Source organism: Thalassospira xiamenensis M-5 = DSM 17429 (genome assembly GCF_000300235.2).
Taxonomy (GTDB): domain Bacteria; phylum Pseudomonadota; class Alphaproteobacteria; order Rhodospirillales; family Thalassospiraceae; genus Thalassospira; species Thalassospira xiamenensis.
Map to the genome: position 1 here is coordinate 1,590,424 of NZ_CP004388.1, position 19,199 is coordinate 1,609,622.

Below are 19,199 nucleotides of genomic sequence, written 5' to 3' on the forward strand. Positions count from 1 at the left end.
TCAGCCGGGCTTTTGTCTTTTTTGGCAGGGCGAGGAGGGGCGATTAGTGGCCCGACAATGCCCCCTCAATCGATTTGGCGATGATCGACAGGCCAAGGTCGAGCTCCGCGTCGCTGATCGTCAGTGGCGGGGCGATGCGGAACACACCGCCCATGCCGGGCAGCTTGACGATATTCATGCTAAGCCCGTTTCTGAATGCCTCGGTCGCAATCGCGGCCCCCAGTTCATGATCGGGTTCCCGGAACTGTCCATCCGCGCCACGTTTGACGATCTCCACACCCAGCATAAGCCCCCGCCCGCGCACATCGCCGACGCAATCATACCGGTCTTTGAGCCTTGATAAGCCATCAAACAGCTTCTGACCTGATGTCCGGGCACGGTCGACCAGCTTCTCGTCGCGCACTACGTCAAGCACCGTCACACCGACGGCGGCGGGCAGGGGATCGGACACATGGGTGGTGTAAAACAGGAAGCCCTTTTCATGGGCGGCATCCTCGATTTCAGCCGTGGTCATGACAGCGGCAAGCGGCAGGCCAGCACCGATGGTTTTGGACAGCGTCATGATATCGGGTGTCACGCCATCGCGTTCAAAGGCGAACATATCGCCGGTACGGCCCACGCCCGTTTGGGCCTCGTCCAGAATAAGCAACATGCCGCGTTCAACGCATTTCTGCTTAAGGGCGGCCAGATATCCCTTGGGCAGGGGCAACATGCCGCCCGATGACAGGATCGGTTCGGCAATGAAGGCTGCAAGATTGCCGGTCGACTGGCTATCGACCAGATTAAACGCATCATCAAGCTCCGTCTGCCAATCAAGCGTCCCGTCGGCATGTTTGAAACGCGGGCGAAAGGCATTGGGCGCGGGAATGGCGAACGATCCGACTGCCGCCGGGCCATATCCCTTGCGCCCCGCACTATAGGTTGCCGATGCGGCAACGCCGGTCATACCGTGCCAGCTTTTGGAAAAGGCGACGATTTCATGCTTGCCGGTGACAAGCTTTGCCATGCGGATCGCGGCCTCGTTGGACTCTGCCCCGGTTGACAGCAACAAAACCCGATCCAGCCCCGGTGCCAGTTCCGCCAGACGTTCGGCCAATGTCACCACCGGGCGGGACAGCATGCCGCTAAACAGATGGGCGACTTTTTCGACCTGGCTTTGCACGGTTTCGACGATTTTCGGATGGCCGTGGCCCAAAAGCGCACTCATTTGACCGGATGTGAAATCCAGAATGGGACGGTCATCGGCGTCATAAACGAACGATCCCTTGGCGCGTTCGATGATGGCGGGTTCAAACGTGCCGCCATAGCGGATCAGGTGTTTTTTGGCGGCGTCCCAGAATTTCGGATCGGTATTATGCGACATGATGGGCTCCCTGCAAGCGTGTGTCTTTGATTGGTCCTGATGGTATCTGCTGGCGGGTGTCCCGTAAAATTGATAGTTATGGCATTCTGGTATTGGAAAAATTGATATGATGCTGGTGCGGCGATGCAGACCCTGCTTGATCTCAAATTGCTTGCGACCTTTGTGCGGGCCGCGCATTCCGGCACGCTCAGTGCCACGGCCATTCAGGTGGGCCGCACCCAGTCAACCGTGACCATGCAGATCCAGCGGCTTGAAGAAACACTCGGCCAAAGCCTGTTTCACCGAAGCGGCAGCGGGGTCAGCCTGACCGGGGCGGGGGAGCGGTTTCTGGGCTATGCCGAGCGGATTTTACGCCTGCATGACGAGGCCGTTTCGGCCTTTTCCGACAAGGGGCTGCATGGCTCGATGGTGTTTGGCTGCCCGGAGGATTACCTGATCACGTTTTTTCCGGCTTTGCTTAAAAGCTTTGGCACCATCCACCCGGATGTCGAGATCAAGGTGGTATCGGCCCCAAGCCCGGAATTGAACCGCCTGCTGCATGCCAGCCAGATCGACATGGCCATCACCTCGACCCCGGAAATCCATGATAGGCAAAAGATCGTGCGCACCGAACAGCTCGCCTGGGTCGGAAGCAAACCGGCGCTGGAACTCCACGATTTCCCCGATGGTGCCATTCCGCTTGCGATGCCCGCCTCAAACGCCATGGATCACAAGGCGGCCTGCGATGCGATGGATGAGGCGGGGATGCGCTATAAAATATCCTATGCTAGCAACAGCCTGACCGGCCTGATCGCGGTGGCGCGGTCCGGCCTTGCGATCAGCGTGATGATGCAAAAAGCCGTCCCGGCGGACCTTTACATCCTCAAATCCCCGATGCCCGCCTTGCCACGGCTTGGTTTGCAGGTCGTGACATCAAGCACCGCGCGTAGCCCGGCGATTAGTGCGTTTGGCGATCACATCCGGAATTTGCTGCCGTTTTTGTGAGAGACCCTGTTGGCAGGCTTATCGGTATCGTCCTTGTCTTAAGATAATCAAATGATATATAGATGGTGTCTCATTTGATTTTTATGGAGGGTCCGATGTCTTCTGCTGTTGCGGATATCAAGGCTACCAAGGATGCTGGCGCGACCTTCTGGAAGGCGGTCGGTATTCCCGCACGTGGGCCGGAGCTGCATGAAGCGTTGCAGCAGGGTATTCCTTACGCGACCTATGGCAAGCTGGCGTCTGCTGCCGGGTTGGATCGCAAAGAACTGGCGAAATATGTTGTTATTCCGATGGCGACCCTGCAACGCCGGGCGAAACTTGGCCGGTTCAAGGTTGATGAAAGCGACAAGCTGTATCGCTTTGCCGAAGTGTTGAGTGCGGCCACCGATTTGTTTGAAGGTGACCGGGATCAGGCGCGCGACTGGCTTTTGAGCCCTGTGCAGGGGCTTGGCGGGGCGCGTCCGGCGGAAATGATTGCGACATCGGCGGGGACCGATGCGGTGCTTGATCTGATCGGGCGGCTGGAACATGGCGTCTTTGCATGAGCGGCATTGCGGCTTATCGCCTGGTCAAGCAGAAATGGAAATCATCTGCCTTTGACGGCGAAGGGGCGCGGCTTTATGGCGGGCGCTGGAACAGCCGGGGGAAACCGGCGATTTATCTGGCCGGATCGCAGTCGCTTGCGATGCTTGAAATCATGGTCCATCTGAACGATTACCGGCTGCTTTCAAGCTATGTGATGTTTGAATTGCGCATTCCCGCCGCCGAAATTGCCGACTTGCCGCAAAATCGCATCCCGCCCGACTGGCGCGCCGAACCGGCCCCGCCATCGACCGCCGAAATCGGCGATGCGTGGCTTGATGAGGGGGCTGGTCTGGCACTTGCCGTGCCCAGTGTTGTGATTCCGGGGGAGCGGAATTATCTGCTGAACCCGAAACACCCGTTATTTTCCAGCACGGTCAAAAACGCGACCGAACTTGATTTCACGCCAGATCCGCGACTATAGCAAATGGGGCGAGTACGGTTTTTCAGACCAACTCCGCCAGATACTCCACCGGATGTTTCGGCTTCGCACCCTCAAATCGCGCAACCTGACAACGACACGAATAGCCGGTGACGAGCATGTTACCCAAGCCCGTCTGATCGACTTTCTTTTTCCAGCTTTGGTCATAAAGCGCGCGGGATGTTTCCTGATGGCGGGTTTCGTGGCCGTAAACGCCGGCCATGCCGCAGCAGCCGGTTTTCTCGGTCGCGAGTTTGATGCCGAAGGCCTCGAAAATCTTTTGCCATTTGATGCTGACGTCGGGGATTGATGTTTTTTCCGTGCAATGGGGGAAGAGGGTTGCCGGGGCCGCAACCTCTGCATTCCCGCTGCTTGCGGGCAGGGTAAGGCGGCCTTCCATGATCTCGGCGGCCAGCCATTCATGGAACAGATGCACGCGGTAATCCGGGCGTTCCGTGCCAAGGCGCTGGGCGTATTCCTGCCGATAGGTCAGGGTTACGCTGGCCTCTATCCCGATCAGGGGTACGCCGGTTTTAGCCAGTCGGCCATAGACGATATCGTTTTGCCGCGCCTGATAATCAAAGCGTTTGAGGAAACCCTTCACATGCAAGGCCTTGCCATTCGGGCGATAGGGCGGCACGAAAACGCGGTAGCCGAGCTTCTGCAGAAGATCGATATGGGCGATGAAGACATCGATGTCATAGTGGCTGGTGAAGCAATCCTGCAAAAGCACCACGGATTTGGCGCGATCGGCAGAAGAAAGGGCTTCAAGATCGGCCAGTCTGAATTTGCCAATGCCGCGTTTGCGCAGGGCCGAACGCACGCTTTGGCGGCTGAGTTTCGGCAAATCGGTCAGGCCGATCAGGCTTTTGAAAATCCACGGCAGCGGCGGGATGGATTGCAGGGCATTGAAAAGCAAAGGTGCCTTTGCCATCAGGGGGGCGATGGTTTCAAGCTGTGCGATCACGTAATCCTTCACCGGGCGTTTGTAACGGGTGTGATAGGCCTCGAGGAACCGTGATTTCATTTCCGGGATATCGACCTTGACCGGGCATTGCCCCGCACAGGCCTTGCAGGACAGGCAACCGGCCATCGCATCATAGACATCGTGCGAGAAATCGCGCGCATTGATCACGGCGAGGTCCTGATTGCGCGGATCGGTGCCGACCGAAAGCTGCCTTATCCATTCACGGACCAGGCCCGCCCGGCCCTTGGGCGAATGAACGCGGTCGCGCGTGACCTTGTAGGACGGGCACATCGCATCCATCAGGTCCCAGTTAAAGCAGGCCCCGTTGCCGTTACACCGCGTCGCGTTAAGGTATTCATCACGCAGCCTGTCTTCGATCTGGCGGTCAAGCTGGCCACGCATCGGGGCTTCGTCAATCGCGGTGATCGGGGTGTTTTTAGAATAGGGGGAGGCGATCTTGCCGGGGTTTAATTGTCCTTCCGGATCAAAGGCTTCCTTGATGCGCTTGAGCACATCATAAAGCTCCGGCCCGAAATAGGTTGGGGAATATTCGCCGCGGAAACCCTTGCCATGTTCGCCCCAGATCAGGCCGTTATATTTTTTGGTCAGGTCAACGACCTTGTCCGACACACGGCGCAGGCGGGCTTCGTCCTGCTCGTCACACATATCAAGCAACGGGCGGACATGCAGACAGCCGACATCGACATGGCCAAACATGCCGTAATCAAGCCCCTCGGCATCCAGCAAAGCCCGGAATTCCGCGATAAAATCGGCAAGGTTTTCCGGTGGAACAGCGGTATCCTCGACAAAGGGGGTCGCGCGGCGCTTGCCTTCAAGATTGCCAAGCAGGCCCACCGATTTCGCCCGGATCGACCAGATGGCGGCGATTTGGGTGGGGTCGGTTGCCTGCACAAAGCCGATGGGGGCATAATCGGCATCCGGGTTGGCCTCAAGATAGGCGCGCAGTTCGGCCTGTTTGGCCGCGACGTCTTCGGGGGTTTCGCCAATGAATTCAACGACATTGAAGCCGCGTGTGGGAACAGTACTATCCTCGGTCCCGAGCAGTTTGCCCAGCAGATGCCAGCTTTCATCCTGCTTTGCCAGTTCCATGACCTTGTCATCGATGCTTTCAATCGCGACCGGGTCAAACTGCACAAGGGTGCCGACATGGCGAAGCGCACTGTCGAAGCTGTCATAACGCACCACCGTGACCGCCTTGTGCTTTGGCAGCGGAATGACGCGGAGCGTGATTTCCTTGACCATGCCAAGGCTGCCCTCCGCCCCGGCGATCAGGAAGCTTAAATTCATATCCCCTTGATCCGAAACGGCTTCCTTGAGGTTATAGCCCGTAAGCCCGCGGTTCATTTCCGGGAAAATCGCGTTGATCTGATCGCGACGCGGCATGATTTCGTCGTGGATTTTGCGGTAAAGCTGACCGCTGCGGTCATCACGGCCCATGATCTCGGCGGCATCAGAAGCACTCATTGCGTGGGTGCGGAAATCGGTGCCGTCGATCAGGACCGTGGTCATGTCATTGATATAATGGCTTGTTTTGCCATAAATCCGCGATCCCTTGCCGGAGCTATCGGACCCGATCATGCCGCCGATGGTCGCCCGGCTGGCGGTGGAAACGGCGGGTGGGAAGAAGAAACCATGCGGTTTCAGCCAAGCATTCAGCTGATCAAGCACCACGCCCGGCTCGACATGAACCAGACCCTTTTCGGCATCAAAACCCAGTATGTTATTGAGATGCTTGGATGTATCGAGCGTGATGGTGGTGTTGAGAGACTGGCCATTGGTGCCGGTGCCACCACCGCGCGGGGTGATTTTGACCTCGCTAAATTCCTCGCGCCCGGCAAGTTCCATCACAACGTTGATATCATTGCGGTTTTTTGGCTGCAGGACGGCGGTTGGCATCACCTGATAGACGCTGTTATCGGTGGCATTGATCAGGCGGGACGGGAAATCGGCATGGATTTCACCGGCAAATTTGCCTTCTTTTTCAAGGGTTTTGAGGAAACCGAGCGTCAGACTGTCAAGCGACCGATCCGGGGTCAGAACCGGCAGGCGGTTGAAGCGCGAAAAGCTGCGGGGGGCGGGTTTTGGCGCGGGTGTCGGCTTGGCGGTCGGGGCGGGCACGGTCATGATGTCTCTCTGGGCTTTTTTGCGGCGCGGGCGGCGTTATTTTCCCCATTTGACAGGAGGCCGATTAAATAGACAAATTTAAAATTCCGAACGATTATTCATTTTTAGTGAATAATCCGATTTTTCAACCCGGTCGGTGGCCCTATGCCGAACGTGCCGAGGGGGCAAAAAAGGGCTCCGGCGTCGGTTTTGTTAAGGTCGTATTATATGATTATAATGAATTTAGTATAAATTATACCATCGTTTTGGCGCGCAAATGGTCCCGATCCATCAGGAAAACGGCGGTGTTCATGGCTTTGAGGCACCACCGGTGCGGGAAATTATAAAAGTCTTATCATATGATTTTTGTTGATGCTGTCTGAGCCACATTTCCGCCCCGGTATTCGCCTGGGTCACGCCATCGCCGGTTCCGGCGTATCGGCCCGCACCGATTCATCGTGCATCAGCGACAGGATGGTTTTTTTGTAATGCATGAATTCTGGCGAGGTCAGGGCATCGATGCTGCGCGGGCGGGGAATGTCGATGGCAAGCGACTTTTTGATCTTGCCGGGACGTGCGGTCATGACATGGACCTCGTCGCCCAGGAATATCGCCTCGTCAATGTCATGGGTGATGAACAGCACGGTTTTGCGGCGGCTTTGCCAGACGTCAAGCAGCAGTTCCTGCATCAGCTGGCGGGTCTGGCTATCGAGCGCGCCAAACGGTTCATCCATCAGAAGAATGCGCGGATCATTGGCAAGCGCACGGGCCAGTGCCACACGCTGGCGCATCCCGCCCGAAAGTTCCTTGGGATATGATCCCTCGAACCCGGTCAGGTGAACCGCGCGGATCAGATCATCGGCAATGTCTTCGCATTCGGATTTCGGCAGTTTTTTAAGCTGCGGCCCGAACATGATGTTTTCGCGCACGGTCAGCCACGGAAACAGGGTGTAGCTTTGAAACACCATACCCCGGTCGGCCGACGGCCCGGCAATCGGCTGGCCATCAAGCGCCATCGTGCCCGACGTCGGGACCTCCAGCCCCGCCACCAGTCGCAACAGCGTTGATTTGCCACAGCCCGACGGGCCGACAATCACCGAAAACGTATCATGGGCAACCGAAAGTGACACATCATCAAGGGCCAGAACCGGCGGCTTTCCCTTGGGCTCGAAACGGACGGTGATGTCAGAAAGGGTGAGCATGCTCATGATGTTATCCTTGATATGTTCGGGAAGCGGGCACCCGGTTGCACGGGGCAGCGTAAAGGAGGGCCGGGTTTGTCGTTCGGGGCTTGCAAGAGGCAGCGTAGAACGAGCGCTTGAGGTTTGGGCGTTGCGGGTTCGGTCGCCGGGTGGGGAGTGCTGCCTTCGCCCTGCAATCGGCAGCATAGATCGGGGCCGGGTTTGTTGCGCGGGCTTTGCGGGAGGCAGCGTATAGCTCTTGGTCAAGGCTTGGGCGTTGCCGTGCTGCGGGTGGGTGCTGATGCCGTTTTGGGGGCATCTGCTGTGCGCGTTGCTGCTTGTGCTTCTGATGGGGCGTGTCACGGTGCATGTGCGGGTTTCCATTCTGCATGGCCTTAGAAATCCGCAGACCAGGGCAGGAGCTTTTTGCGCAGGACCTTGAAGATGAGATCGGTGATCAGGCCCAAGATGCCGATGGTAAACACACCCAGCAGGATGACGTCGGTAAACAGGCCGCGCATGGCATTGAGGATCATATAGCCAAGGCCGGTATCGGCGGCGACGAGTTCTGCCACCACCAGATAGGTCCAGGCCCAGCCCATGGTGACGCGCAGGTTATCCATGACACCGGGCATACAGGCCGGAACCAGAATGCGGAGCGCCACCTGTTTGCGGTTGGCACCGAGCGTATAGGCGCAGTCAATCAGGTCCTTGGACACACGCGCCGAGACATCGGAAATCAGGATGAGCTGCTGAAAGAAGGTGCCGAGGAAAATCACCATGATTTTCTGTTCGATGCCGATCCCGACCCAGAGGATCAGAAGCGGTATCAGGGCCGATACCGGGATATAGCGCATGAAACCGGTCAGCGGTTCGACCAAGGCCTGCACGGCGCGGAAGCTTCCCATCAGGATGCCGATCGGAACGGCGAAGATGGAAGCAAGGATAAAGCCCGACAGAATGACCGAGAGGCTGGCCCCGATATGATGAAACAGCGACAGATTGCCGATGCGCTTGATCGCGGCCTCAATCACCTCGTGCGGGGCGGCAAGGAAGTCCTTTGGCGTGATGCCGCCATAGGTGAGCAGGCACCAGAGACCAAGGACAAGAGAAACCGAACAGAGCGACAATCCGATAAAGGCGGATTTCGGTATTTCGGTCTTGGGCGAAAACAGCGATCTGGTCCACATGGTGCTTGCTCTTTTATGGTCGTCGTTAGGTGGCGATGTGACGGAAAGTACTGCTTACTTCACGATGTCAGCGGCAATCAGGCTTGCCGGGTCGGCATCAATGGTAAACAGGCCGCCTTCTTCGCCAAGCGCCTTGGCGTTTTTGATCGTGCCCAGAATGCCGCCTTCGTTGGCCGGGTCCATGAAGGTCTTGTTCATCGCATCGTCATAGAAAACGATACCGGCACGGGTTTCGGCAAACACCGCCGGGTCTTCAAGCCAGCCGCCAACACCCTTTGCCATGATTTCATCGGCTTCTTCGACATTGTCCTTCTGCCATGCAATCGCCTTGGACCATGCCCGATACAGGCCTTCCATTGCCGGACGGTTTTTTTCAAGCATGTCATTGGTGGTGACCATGATGTCGGTGATCAGGCCCGGAGTTTTGGTGCTGTCGACCAGAACATGACCATGATCGGTATCCTTGCCACGCGTCAGCCACGGTTCCCACGTCACCGCCGCATCGACCTTTTGCGCGACAAAGGCCGCACCGGCATCGCCGGCCGACATGTTAAGCGCGTTAACATCCGAAAGCTTCATCCCGGCGTCTTTCAGAAGGACGCTCAGGAAAAACTGCGAAACCGAGCCCTCGGTAAAGGCGATGGATTTGCCCTTGAGGTCGGCAATGGTTTTGATGTCCTTGCCCGCGACAATGCCATCGCCGCCACGTGAATCATCAAGCGCGAACAGATAGGATAACGGGTGTTCGGGGCTGTAGAAGGCCAGCACCGTATCAATCGTGGTGACGGCAACGTCAATCCGGCCAGCGGCCAGGGCCGGCATGCGGGTTTTGACGTCTTCCATCACGACCAGATCTACATCAAGGCCTTCTTCTTCAAAGAAACCCTTGTCGCGTGCGATGTAAAGCGGGCCATAACCGACCCATGTGGAATGGGCGATGGTAAGTTCCTGATTGGCCGATGCCGGGGCCGATAGGCCCCAAACCGTACCAAGGGCGATGGCCGACAGGCACAGTCCTTTGAACAGATGTTTCATTTCAAGTCTCCGCTGTGAAGTTCACTGATGATGTTTTTATGGATGGGGGCTTTGGCCCCCTTTATGGACGTCATTTATGGGCGTCATTTATTGTTGGGGTTGCGTGTAGCTGGTGACGTGGCCAGAACACAAAGCAGTTCAAACATGATCGAAATGCCAAGCCATGCGGTGCCGCCCGACGGATCAAAGGGCGGGGAAACCTCGACCAGATCAGCCCCGATCAGGTTAAGGCCATTCAGCGCGCGCACCATGCGCTGTGCCTCCCGGCTGGTGAAGCCGCCGATTTCGGGCGTGCCGGTGCCGGGTGCAAAGGCGGGATCGATGCTGTCGATGTCAAAGCTGACATAGGTGGGCTGATTGCCGACGATCTCGCGGGCTTCGCGCATGACGGCATCAATGCCGCGATCTTCGACTTCTTCCATGCGGATGATGCGGACCCCTTGGGCAAGGCCCCATTCGACATCCTCGCCATCATACATGGTGCCGCGAATGCCGATCTGAACGACGCGTTTGGGATCAAGATAGCCGTCCTCAATCGCGCGGCGGAAGGGCGTGCCGTGGGTATAGCGATAGCCGTTGAAATAGCTGTCAAACAGGTCGGTATGGGCATCGAAATGCACCATGCCAAGCGGCTGATCCGCCCCCAGCGCCTTTAAGATCGGATAGGACACCAGATGATCACCACCCGCCGAAAGGGGTGCGATGTTTCTGGCCTTGAGCGCGCCGATGAAAGCACAGACCTTATCGAGCGTATCCATGATGTCGGCCGGGTTGACCGGGCTATCGCCGAGATCGGCGACATTGCGCACGGCAAAGGGATTTAACCCCGTTACCGGATGGCGCGGGCGGATCATGGTGGACAGGTCGCGCAACTGGCGCGGGCCGTGACGCGGACCGGGCCGGTTGGTGGTGCCGCCATCCCATGGCACGCCCAGAATGGCGATATCGACCTGTTCAAGGGCGGTGTCGGACAGGCCCAGCAACGGCAGGCGCATGAAGGTCGGCACACCGGCAAAACGCGGGATTTCCATGGCCGAGGGTGGCTCGAACGTTTTAATTACCGGGCCGGTATGGGGCTTTGCGGTGGGGATGGTGTCGCTTGGCATGTTTTTTCTCCGTGAAGTCCTTGCATTCACGTTGCCATAGGGTGACGTGTCCAATAATATCAAACTTCAAGAGTAAACGTCGGAAGTTTCCAACCTATCATGGCGGCCACCGTTCCCCCGTTAAGCGATGTTGATCTGCGGCAATTGCGGATTTTTCGCGCCATTGTCGAAAGCAACGGCTTTAGTGCCGCGCAGGAACAGCTTGGCCTGTCGCGTTCGACCATCAGTGCGCAGATGTCGGCCCTTGAAACGCGGCTTGGCGTTTCGCTGTGTCGGCGCGGGCGGTCCGGCTTTGCCTTAACCGAACATGGGCAGAAGATTTATAACGAGGCGATCAAGCTTTTTGCCGCCGAAGACAGCTTTCGCGCCGAGGTCGGCGCGATCCGTGGCAGCCTTGTCGGGGAATTGCGGATTGGTGTTGTTGATGCGGTGGTGGAAAACCCCAATTGCGCGCTTGATCTGGCACTGGCGGCGTTTAACGAACGCGCACCCGATGTGCATGTCACGCTTCTGATCGTGTCGCCCAACCAGATTGAAAATGCGTTGCTTAGTCGGCAGATGGAAGTGGCGATTGTGCCCAACCAGCCGATGAACAGTGCGGTGCAGATGCAGCAACTGTTTTACGAGGAACAGCGGCTTTATTGCGGCATGCGCCACCCGCTTTTTGAGCGTGATACCGCGAAAATGCCGATGGAAGATGTGGCGGAGCTTACCTTTGCCAGGCGGGGTTATTCGGTGGCAACCGCGTTTCAATCGCTTTTCAAACATCCGCCGAGTGCGACGGCCTATGACATGGAGGGGCTGGCGCACCTGATTTTAAGCGGCCGGTTCGTCAGCTTCCTTCCGACCCATTTCGCCGCCCGGTGGGAAGAACGCGGGGAGATGAAGGCGCTTCGCCCCGATTTCCTCAGCTTCAAGATCGGCATGTGCATGGCGCATTTCCCCAATACCGTGCTGTCGCGCATGGCACGTGAGTTTTGCGATTGCCTGAGTGCCGCACACCCGGTTTATGGCGGGGCGAAGAAGCGGGCGGGGTGACACGCCCGTGTGCCACTTTGCCGTGCGTTACAGACGGAACCGGTTGCGCAGACCAAGGCCGATCAGGAACAGGAAGATGAAACTGAGAACGCCTTGAGTGATCATGAGGATATCGACGCACAGGCCGGGGTCTGTGCCGTAAAGCGCGGTTAGGGCATCTGTGCGCAGGTCGCGCGATTGCGGGAGGAAGGGTAGGCTGTTGCTGGCTGACAAGACTGCACCTTGCGCCCATCCCGCCCACCAGTTGGCGAATGTTTCTGTCGCGAGTGTTTTGTAAGCGCCAATGCTGGCGGCGGTGAGCACGATAAGGGCGGCAAAGGGCCGCAGGATATTCTGGCCGTAATCGCTAAACGCGCTAAAGGCCATGTCGAGAACCGATCCAAGCCAGGATGTTTCAATCCACCGTCGCGCCCTGTTTTCATCGGCGGAAAAGCGCAAGGCAGCTTGATGGTCTTTGTTGGTTTCGGCGAACTCTTTGAGGCGGCGTAGACGTGCCCCGTCTTGCGGGTCTTCTGCGGCTTGCGAGAGTTTTATGGGCCAGCAGTGGCGTTTCCAAAGGCGACGCAGTTTGTTGAAATGCCTCAGGTTTATCCATTTCTTTCGGGCAAACTTGTATGAAAGTCGCGAAATAACGCCGACTTCCGAAACAGCCTTCATATGCAACTGATCGGATCGAAGGCCAGGTTTTTGCCAGCGACGTTGCAATTTGACGGTTAGCGCGCTGAGATCAACCTGATGCGCGTAGCGGGTGGCGCGAAGATCCGGGATGATCGACAGATTACCCTTAAGAGTAAGTGGGCCGTCAAAAGAGGCACTGTGCAGGTTGAGCGATTTTAGTTTAGAGGCAGAGGAGGGGAGAGTGAAAGTAGCCTGACCCTCGATAGTTAGCCCTTCAGCTTCAATGCTGCTTGATCCAATGGCTTTAGGGTTAAAGTTTAAGTGTCTGATCTGTGTTTGGCTCAAGTTTATTGAACAGTTGCCGAAAGAGACCTCAGAGAAGAGAGCGTCGCCGTCGTTGAATTTGGCTGCCGATAAGTTCAAGTTGCCTTTGTCGAAAGTAGCACCAGTGAAGTAAAGACTGCCTTTGTCGAATGTAGTGCGGGCTAAATAAAAATCGACTGTGCCGAAACTGGCGTCAAAAAAGTACAAGTTGCAATTATTGAATTTGGCGCCAGAAAATCTCAAAATTTCATTACCGAGGGTGGTATGAGAGAAAGAGACATCCCTGTTGTCAAAGTTGGTGCGCGAAAATTCGATTAGGTTGCCGTCAAATGTGGCGGCAGAGAAAATCAGATCGCCTTTGCTAAATTTGGCGTCAGAGAAGGATATTTTACCGTTACCGAAGGTGGACTTAGTAAAGTTCACTTGACCTTTGCCGAAAGCGACACCTGCAAAGCTCACGGTGCCGTCGCCAAAAGTGGCATTTGAGAAATTTAAGTTGCCATCGCCAAAATTGGCGTTACTGAAGTTTACGTCACCGTCGCCGAATGTAACGTCTGCAAAGTCCACGCTACCGTCACCAAAACGATAGCCTGAGAAAAAGAGGTTTTTGTTTGGATTCCGTTCGTGAGAAAAATCGACATTTGCAAAGCTGATATCCCAGCCTGGATGACGATCAATCCAACTGTTCCAAGCCTCTCGCCCTCGACGCCAAAGTTTGAGGGCTTCTTCGCCTTCTAGTTTTCGTATTTCCGGCTTGGTTTCTTCCTTCATGACCCTGAATTCATTCTCTGTTTTGTGCAGGTGCAGTTGGGCACCACAATGCCCTTTAAAGTAGCGTTTGGCGATATAAAACCGGGCGTGGCGGGAGAGGTTTTGTCGTCGGCAAGCTCATCCCCTATCCGTCATTCCGGGCGAAGACCCGGAATCCATCTTGCCACGGGCACGGTTTTTGACATGACCGGGTGAAGTGGATGCGGCACGGAGGACTGGATTCCCGCGGGCGCGGGAATGACGGGGGGTGGGTGGTTTGATGCGGCGGGGTCGTGTGTTGTGCCCGGTGGGGCCGGGGGCGCGTGGTTTGGGTTTGGGGGCGGTTTGGCGACGGGATGAGCGGGCGCATGCAGGAATAGCTGCACAACGCGCAATTTACCCGTTAGTGTTGCAGTCCGGTCAACCAGTTAGCGGATGAAACATGCTGTCTTCCATCAGTTTGCGCCATATGCGGGTTTTTGTTGCGGTTGCCGATCATGGCACCTTTACCGCTGCGGCGGAGGTTTTGGGGCTGACGCCGTCGGGATTGACGGCGACGATCCGGCAGTTCGAGGATGTGGCGGGAACGCCGCTTTTTGATCGCACGACGCGACAGGTGACGTTAAGCGCCACCGGCGCGCGGTTTTTACCCACGGCGCGCCGGTTGATCAGCGAGTTTGAAGAGGCGCTTGGCGATCTTGATGCGCTGTCCAAGGGGATTGGCGGGACGATCCGCATTGCCGCCGCCCCCTCGGTCCTGACGCGCATTCTGCCCGGCGTGATCAGCCGGTTTGTGGGTGAACATCCCGATGCACGGCTTCGCCTGGACGAGCTGAATGCGGGCGAGGTGCATGAGGCGGTGGCGCGTAACGAGGCGGATTTCGGCATTGCCGGGGAATGGCATGCCCTGCCCGATATTGCGTTCAGCCCGCTGTTTTCCGACCGGTTCGGGGTGCTGTGCCGCCCGACCCATGCCTTTGCCAAACGCAGTGCGATTGCGTGGTCGGAACTGGCCGATCAGGCGTTTGTCGGGCTGGGCCCGGAATCGGGCACGCGCGCGATGATGGCGGCACCGGGAAGCTGGGCCGGTGGCGCTGGTGGCACTGCCGGTGGTACTGGTGGCGGTGGCGCGGGAGAGGTGCCGGTGGACCCGGCGGAGGTCGCGGCCTCCGACGTGCTGAAGCGCGCCGCCGCCCTTGGCCTGCCCGAGGCGCAAATGGCCCTGCGCCGGGCGAATGCCAGCGAACGGGCGATTGAGCGGGTGGCGAAAATGGCGAAACCCCGCCAATCGGATGCGGTTCAGAACAGCAACGGCGGCGGGGCCAAGGACGGGCCGGGCAGTGCGATGATCGACCCGGTCGCGCAATTGCGCCCGATTGTCGAAACATCCAATACGCTGACACTGGCCGCGATGGTGGCCGAAGGGGTGGGGATCACCGTCCTGCCGGAACTGGCAGCAAGGGTCGCCGACCTTGCAGCACCGGGAAAGCTGGCCTTCGTGCCGCTATGCGAGCCCGTCCGCAAACGCCCGATTGGCATCATCACCCGCCAAAGCAGAAGCCTGTCACCGATTGCGCGGATTTTCCTTGCGATGGTGATCGAACAAGCCCCGAAAATGGATTTGCCTGCGGCGATTGAGTGGGGGTGAGGTTTCTTTCTGTGTTTTCCCTTGCGTAATGAAAGGCCAGACGTTCATGAATAGGGACCTGTGACAGGCTAGATTACTGCCCGTCTTGGGCTTGGCGGCTCGACCAAGGTATCGTCTCCCTGTAATGGCGTCGTATTGTCCCTGCGCCAGGGGCGCGTGAGACTTTGCGCAGGCGTTTCAGTCGGGATTGCCAGGCGCAATGATCCGCCCAGTTTTTCATACTGATCTTTCATTTGTTCTCTTGAGCGGAGCTGTTCCTTTGCCTTTGATGAATCCTTTCCGAGATTCATGACCTTTTTTAACCGGCTGTGTGGATAGACATCGTCAGCCGTTACAGGTGCGGTGAAATGGTTCAGCGTATATTCAATTGCGGCGCGCACGCCGATCTTCGCGATCTCCATTCTGCTTAGGTTTGCATCAATTGCGTCTTGCATGGCGTGGGTGACATAGGCCCTTCTGCGGGCATCCATCAGGGCATGGTTGCTTGCCGTGTCATGCGGATCTCCGAACAATCCCGATCCTGTGCGGGTCGGGTGCTGCATTACTTCCGTTTTTAATGAATATCCGGAATGTGATGTGGAAATCCGGACAGACGACATCAGGTCTACAAGAAGCTTGAAGGCATCCCAGTCCTTTGCCATGTCAGTTAATTTGAAACCCTTCACGATGTTTCTTGTCAGGGCTGTGGAAAACAGTTCATCCTGATTTTTCTCGGCGGCGCGGAACACCCGGTTCATGTCTTTATCAGATCGAAAGGAGCGGAATTTTTTTCCGTTTTTCTTCTCTTCTCGGGTCATGCGCGCCAAGACATCGGGTTTCAGGCTGTCGCGCAGCTTAAGGACAAGAAGCGTTCCGTTTTTTGAGGCCGAGATGCGGTCGCCAATTTTCAGAGCGAGGATGTCTCTGTCGCCGGTGATCCTTAAAAGACGCCGTATTGTGGAGGCAGGGATTTTTACCCCGCCTCCTTTTTTACTAACTTTTTTCGCTGGATTAGGCATGATTGCTTTTCCCCGATCAATCTGAACTATCGGTGATGGCGAGGGCCGACAGAGTATATTGATTGGAGGCGTTGGTTGGTGTTTCGGGAGTCACGGTGATGACAATCTTATTGGTGCCGACCACCAGATAGTCGTGATAATTTACCGAGGACAAATCGAGGTTGCGCAGCTCGATAGAGGACATGTTGTTTTGTGCTCCGCGGCCTTCAGACTGATCAACGATGACCTCTTCTGTCCAGATATCGTTGATAAGGCAGCTTAGTTTGCAGGCACTGCTTCCCGGTGCAATCCAGTGGCGCAACAAAAGCCTGAAATCGCTGAGCAGGTCGGCCGTTTTAAAGATGATCGTGAAGGTTGCGTTCTTTGCCGTATTGCTGAACGAAGTTGTCATGACCTCTTCAAAGCCAGAGCCGGTTACGAGAATATTGTTGGCCTGAGACACAATTTTGAAAGTCTGGGTCGCGCTGGGCTGGACATCAAAAAGATTGTTTCTGAACCCGATGCCCGCGCCATTTCCAGAACCGGCCTTCAAGGGGGCGAGGGCATATTGCCCGAGATCAATATTGGTTTCGTCAATACTTTGAGAACAGAGCGTATCCGTGTTCAGGGTAACGGTCGGCGCGTCTGTACCAGAAGTGTGGGTGGCGGTTAACAGGCTGAAATTATGGTGGATATCAAGCGTTTCGATACTGGTAAGGTTTCCGGGAAATGTGACTTCCCACTCTGCCATCATTGTAAAGTCAATACCGAAAAGGGAAAGATGGCTTGGTGGCTGGAGAATGGGAGTTGGGGTGCCATCTTCCTGCTCGATAATCTGCAGGCGGTTTAACACATATGTCGGAAGCTGCACGGAAGTGCCATTGAGCTGATGAAACTGTATGACATCCCAAGGGTAACTTTGAGCCCAAACCCATTCGGATGTCTCGCCAATCGTGTTGTTACCGACATCGTTGCTCAGATTTTTTGCCGCCCCGTAAGAGGACCAGTCCTTGATACTCATTTCCGTTCCGGACGCAGCTTGTTGGCTGCTGTCATATCCGGTGCCCGATGTATTGGACTTGGAATGACCACTTTCCCAGGAATGAGAATAATCGACCTCGACATTTCCGGTTGCCATATCTCCAAAGAACCCCAGGCCCGCCTGAACGCCAAAGGTGTTGATGTTGGAAGAGGACGATCCGTTTGTGTGTTCATTGGAGCGCGTTTTGGTCGAGCCGTCTGACGTATTGCTATTGGTTTCAACCGATGAATTCAATGTACGCGGGAACATGCGTTTGAGGGTTGCGGTGACATTTGGCACAGTACACCGAAGCGAGGTGTCAGCCTGTAGATAAACCGGATAATCCGCAAATCCATCGGGGTTTCCGGAGTTCATATTGACACCAATTCCCGGTGACAGAACCCGAACCTTGGTTTTGACATTGTAGCTGTTTGATTGTGAAAGGTTCTGAACGTTTCTGTTTTTGGTGAATTCGTAGGTTATGATTGCCTCACCAAAAAAGCCGTTTGTCGGGTCCGATAGTGTTTCCTTGAATTCCTTGGTGAAGAAGTCCTGTAACTTGGTCATGATCAAGGCCTCCGATCTGGATGTTTATTTAGGGATGTGTGTTTTCGAAAAGTACGATTTGAGGCGCAGGGCGGCTTTTGCCGTTGCGTCCTTTGAGACCATCGGGGCCATTGGCACCCGATCTGGCGTAGGAATATGGCGTTTGGTCAGGGATGCCACCGTGCATGCCACCCGATCCGCCCTTGCCACCCGTACCGCCATCACCGGCACGGCCGCCAACCGATTGAGACGTCAGGCATTGGATCATGTGGCGTCCGGCTGGCGGCAAACTGACATACACGTCACATGCAAGGCCGCCATTGCCGCCATTGCCGCCATTTCCCCCGCTGCCGCCATTGCCTCCCTGACCACCTTTGGTGCGGCCAACGAGACCGGAAGGAGTTTGAATGCCGTTGGCTCCGTCTCCTCCTTGGCCACCGTTGCCACCGTTGCCACCGTGTGATCCGGGAAAACCGTCTCCGGCTTTGGCATCGATTGTGATTGCACCCTTAGTCAGGTTGGTAAGTTTGCGCAGTCGGATATCTGCGAGATACAACATGCCGCCGTTGTCACCATTTTCACCGGGCTGTCCGTTGGATCCGTTCTTTCCGGCGGTTGCAACACCGTGTGCCGTGTCGGCCTTGGCATCAAGGTAGAACGGCGTTTGCACAAGAACCGGTTCCTGTGCCGGTCTTCCGTTTACGCCGTTCTTGCCATTGCGAAGGTTTTCGGAGACAGGAGCCGTCAGGCGTATTCTTGAGGCAGGAATACCGTCATCGCGCAGCTGAATGTGAAAACTGGCGCATTGATCTGGTAGTGCTTCAACGTTTTGGCAATCGAGAATGAAAACATTGCCCCGCAGCTGCAGGCCACTGTTTTTGCCGATCAACAATTTGCCAATGGTCATTTTCAGATAGATTTCCCCCGGGGCGACATCCCAGGGGAATTCAGATGCAGGTGTCGAAAAATCGACGGTCTGACCTTCGTGGATTGTAAGAATATCGGCATGTATGTGTTTGACGTTGAGCGGAAAATGTCGCTCCAACGATTTCTGGTCGGCATGAGGATAATCATGCCCGCCAAACATGTATGCTTCGCCCCGGTCATGTTCACCGATGCCCAGCTTTGAGCGTGTAGATGCGAGCAGGGGGCCGAAAGATTGCTGACTTCTCCAGATCCGCTCCGACTTTGAAATCGGACCAAAAAAGTTCTTGGCCTCTGTCAGATCGTGAAGCTGAAGATAGTCGGTTGTTGCCATTTTTACGCGATCAAGTGTTTGTAAAATGGTCATTTCGGCCCCCTGAGTTCGTAGGTGCTGGCTGCC

The 19,199-nt window shown here is 56.3% G+C and carries 15 protein-coding genes; 5 read left to right on the plus strand and 10 right to left on the minus strand.

Going from position 1 to position 19,199, the window contains the following annotated elements; translation table 11 throughout:
- Positions 1-43: 43 nt before the first annotated feature.
- A complete protein-coding gene (locus TH3_RS07460) occupies positions 44-1,363 on the minus strand; it encodes an aspartate aminotransferase family protein (protein WP_007091784.1) in 1,320 nt (439 codons plus the stop codon).
- Positions 1,364-1,486: 123 nt separating this feature from the next.
- Between TH3_RS07460 and TH3_RS07465 the strand changes: the two genes are divergently transcribed.
- From TH3_RS07465 to TH3_RS07475, 3 genes are all read left to right on the plus strand, one after another.
- Entirely contained in the window at positions 1,487-2,347 is an 861-nt protein-coding gene (locus TH3_RS07465; RefSeq protein ID WP_007091785.1) for a LysR family transcriptional regulator, read from the plus strand.
- Positions 2,348-2,442: 95 nt separating this feature from the next.
- Complete coding sequence (gene parS, locus TH3_RS07470; RefSeq protein WP_007091786.1) at positions 2,443-2,892, plus strand: type II RES/Xre toxin-antitoxin system antitoxin; 450 nt, start codon at positions 2,443-2,445, stop codon at positions 2,890-2,892.
- Positions 2,889-3,353 (plus strand): RES family NAD+ phosphorylase, encoded by a 465-nt coding sequence (locus TH3_RS07475; RefSeq protein ID WP_007091787.1) that lies wholly within the window; start codon positions 2,889-2,891, stop codon positions 3,351-3,353. Before parS ends, TH3_RS07475 begins: the two co-directional genes overlap by 4 nt.
- A 22-nt stretch (positions 3,354-3,375) precedes the next feature.
- On the opposite strand, the gene TH3_RS07480 is transcribed toward TH3_RS07475, so the two are convergent.
- The 5 genes from TH3_RS07480 to speB all read right to left on the minus strand — a co-directional run bounded on the left by TH3_RS07480 (position 3,376) and on the right by speB (position 10,953).
- Positions 3,376-6,462, minus strand: coding sequence for an FAD-binding and (Fe-S)-binding domain-containing protein (locus TH3_RS07480; RefSeq protein WP_007091788.1), 3,087 nt, complete (start codon positions 6,460-6,462; stop codon positions 3,376-3,378).
- Between the two features lie 392 nt (positions 6,463-6,854).
- A complete protein-coding gene (locus TH3_RS07485; RefSeq protein ID WP_007091789.1) occupies positions 6,855-7,649 on the minus strand; it encodes an ABC transporter ATP-binding protein in 795 nt (264 codons plus the stop codon).
- 368 nt (positions 7,650-8,017) lie between these two features.
- On the minus strand, positions 8,018-8,812 hold the full coding sequence (locus TH3_RS07490) for an ABC transporter permease (protein WP_007091790.1): 795 nt from the start codon (positions 8,810-8,812) through the stop codon (positions 8,018-8,020).
- A 54-nt stretch (positions 8,813-8,866) separates the two neighbouring features.
- Entirely contained in the window at positions 8,867-9,847 is a 981-nt protein-coding gene (locus tag TH3_RS07495; protein WP_007091791.1) for an ABC transporter substrate-binding protein, read from the minus strand.
- A gap of 83 nt (positions 9,848-9,930) precedes the next feature.
- Entirely contained in the window at positions 9,931-10,953 is a 1,023-nt protein-coding gene (speB, locus tag TH3_RS07500; protein WP_007091792.1) for an agmatinase, read from the minus strand.
- 99 nt (positions 10,954-11,052) lie between these two features.
- Between speB and TH3_RS07505 the strand changes: the two genes are divergently transcribed.
- The gene (locus TH3_RS07505) at positions 11,053-11,991 is read left to right on the plus strand and encodes a LysR family transcriptional regulator (protein WP_007091793.1); all 939 of its coding nucleotides are present in this window, start codon (positions 11,053-11,055) and stop codon (positions 11,989-11,991) included.
- 27 nt (positions 11,992-12,018) lie between these two features.
- Here the strand turns inward: TH3_RS07505 and TH3_RS07510 are convergent, their stop codons facing one another.
- On the minus strand, positions 12,019-13,704 hold the full coding sequence (locus tag TH3_RS07510) for a pentapeptide repeat-containing protein (protein ID WP_007091794.1): 1,686 nt from the start codon (positions 13,702-13,704) through the stop codon (positions 12,019-12,021).
- Between the two features lie 421 nt (positions 13,705-14,125).
- Between TH3_RS07510 and TH3_RS23555 the strand changes: the two genes are divergently transcribed.
- On the plus strand, positions 14,126-15,331 hold the full coding sequence (locus tag TH3_RS23555) for a LysR family transcriptional regulator (protein WP_007091795.1): 1,206 nt from the start codon (positions 14,126-14,128) through the stop codon (positions 15,329-15,331).
- 68 nt (positions 15,332-15,399) lie between these two features.
- Here the strand turns inward: TH3_RS23555 and TH3_RS07520 are convergent, their stop codons facing one another.
- From TH3_RS07520 to TH3_RS22820, 3 genes are read right to left on the minus strand one after another with little or no spacing between them, the layout of a single operon-like run.
- Positions 15,400-16,329 carry a hypothetical protein gene (locus TH3_RS07520; RefSeq protein ID WP_007091796.1) on the minus strand — a complete coding sequence of 310 codons (930 nt, stop codon included), beginning with the start codon at positions 16,327-16,329 and terminating at the stop codon, positions 15,400-15,402.
- A 16-nt stretch (positions 16,330-16,345) separates the two neighbouring features.
- Positions 16,346-17,896 carry a hypothetical protein gene (locus TH3_RS07525; protein ID WP_007091797.1) on the minus strand — a complete coding sequence of 517 codons (1,551 nt, stop codon included), beginning with the start codon at positions 17,894-17,896 and terminating at the stop codon, positions 16,346-16,348.
- Positions 17,897-17,924: 28 nt separating this feature from the next.
- Positions 17,925-19,166 carry a hypothetical protein gene (locus TH3_RS22820; RefSeq protein WP_007091798.1) on the minus strand — a complete coding sequence of 414 codons (1,242 nt, stop codon included), beginning with the start codon at positions 19,164-19,166 and terminating at the stop codon, positions 17,925-17,927.
- Positions 19,167-19,199 lie beyond the last annotated feature (33 nt).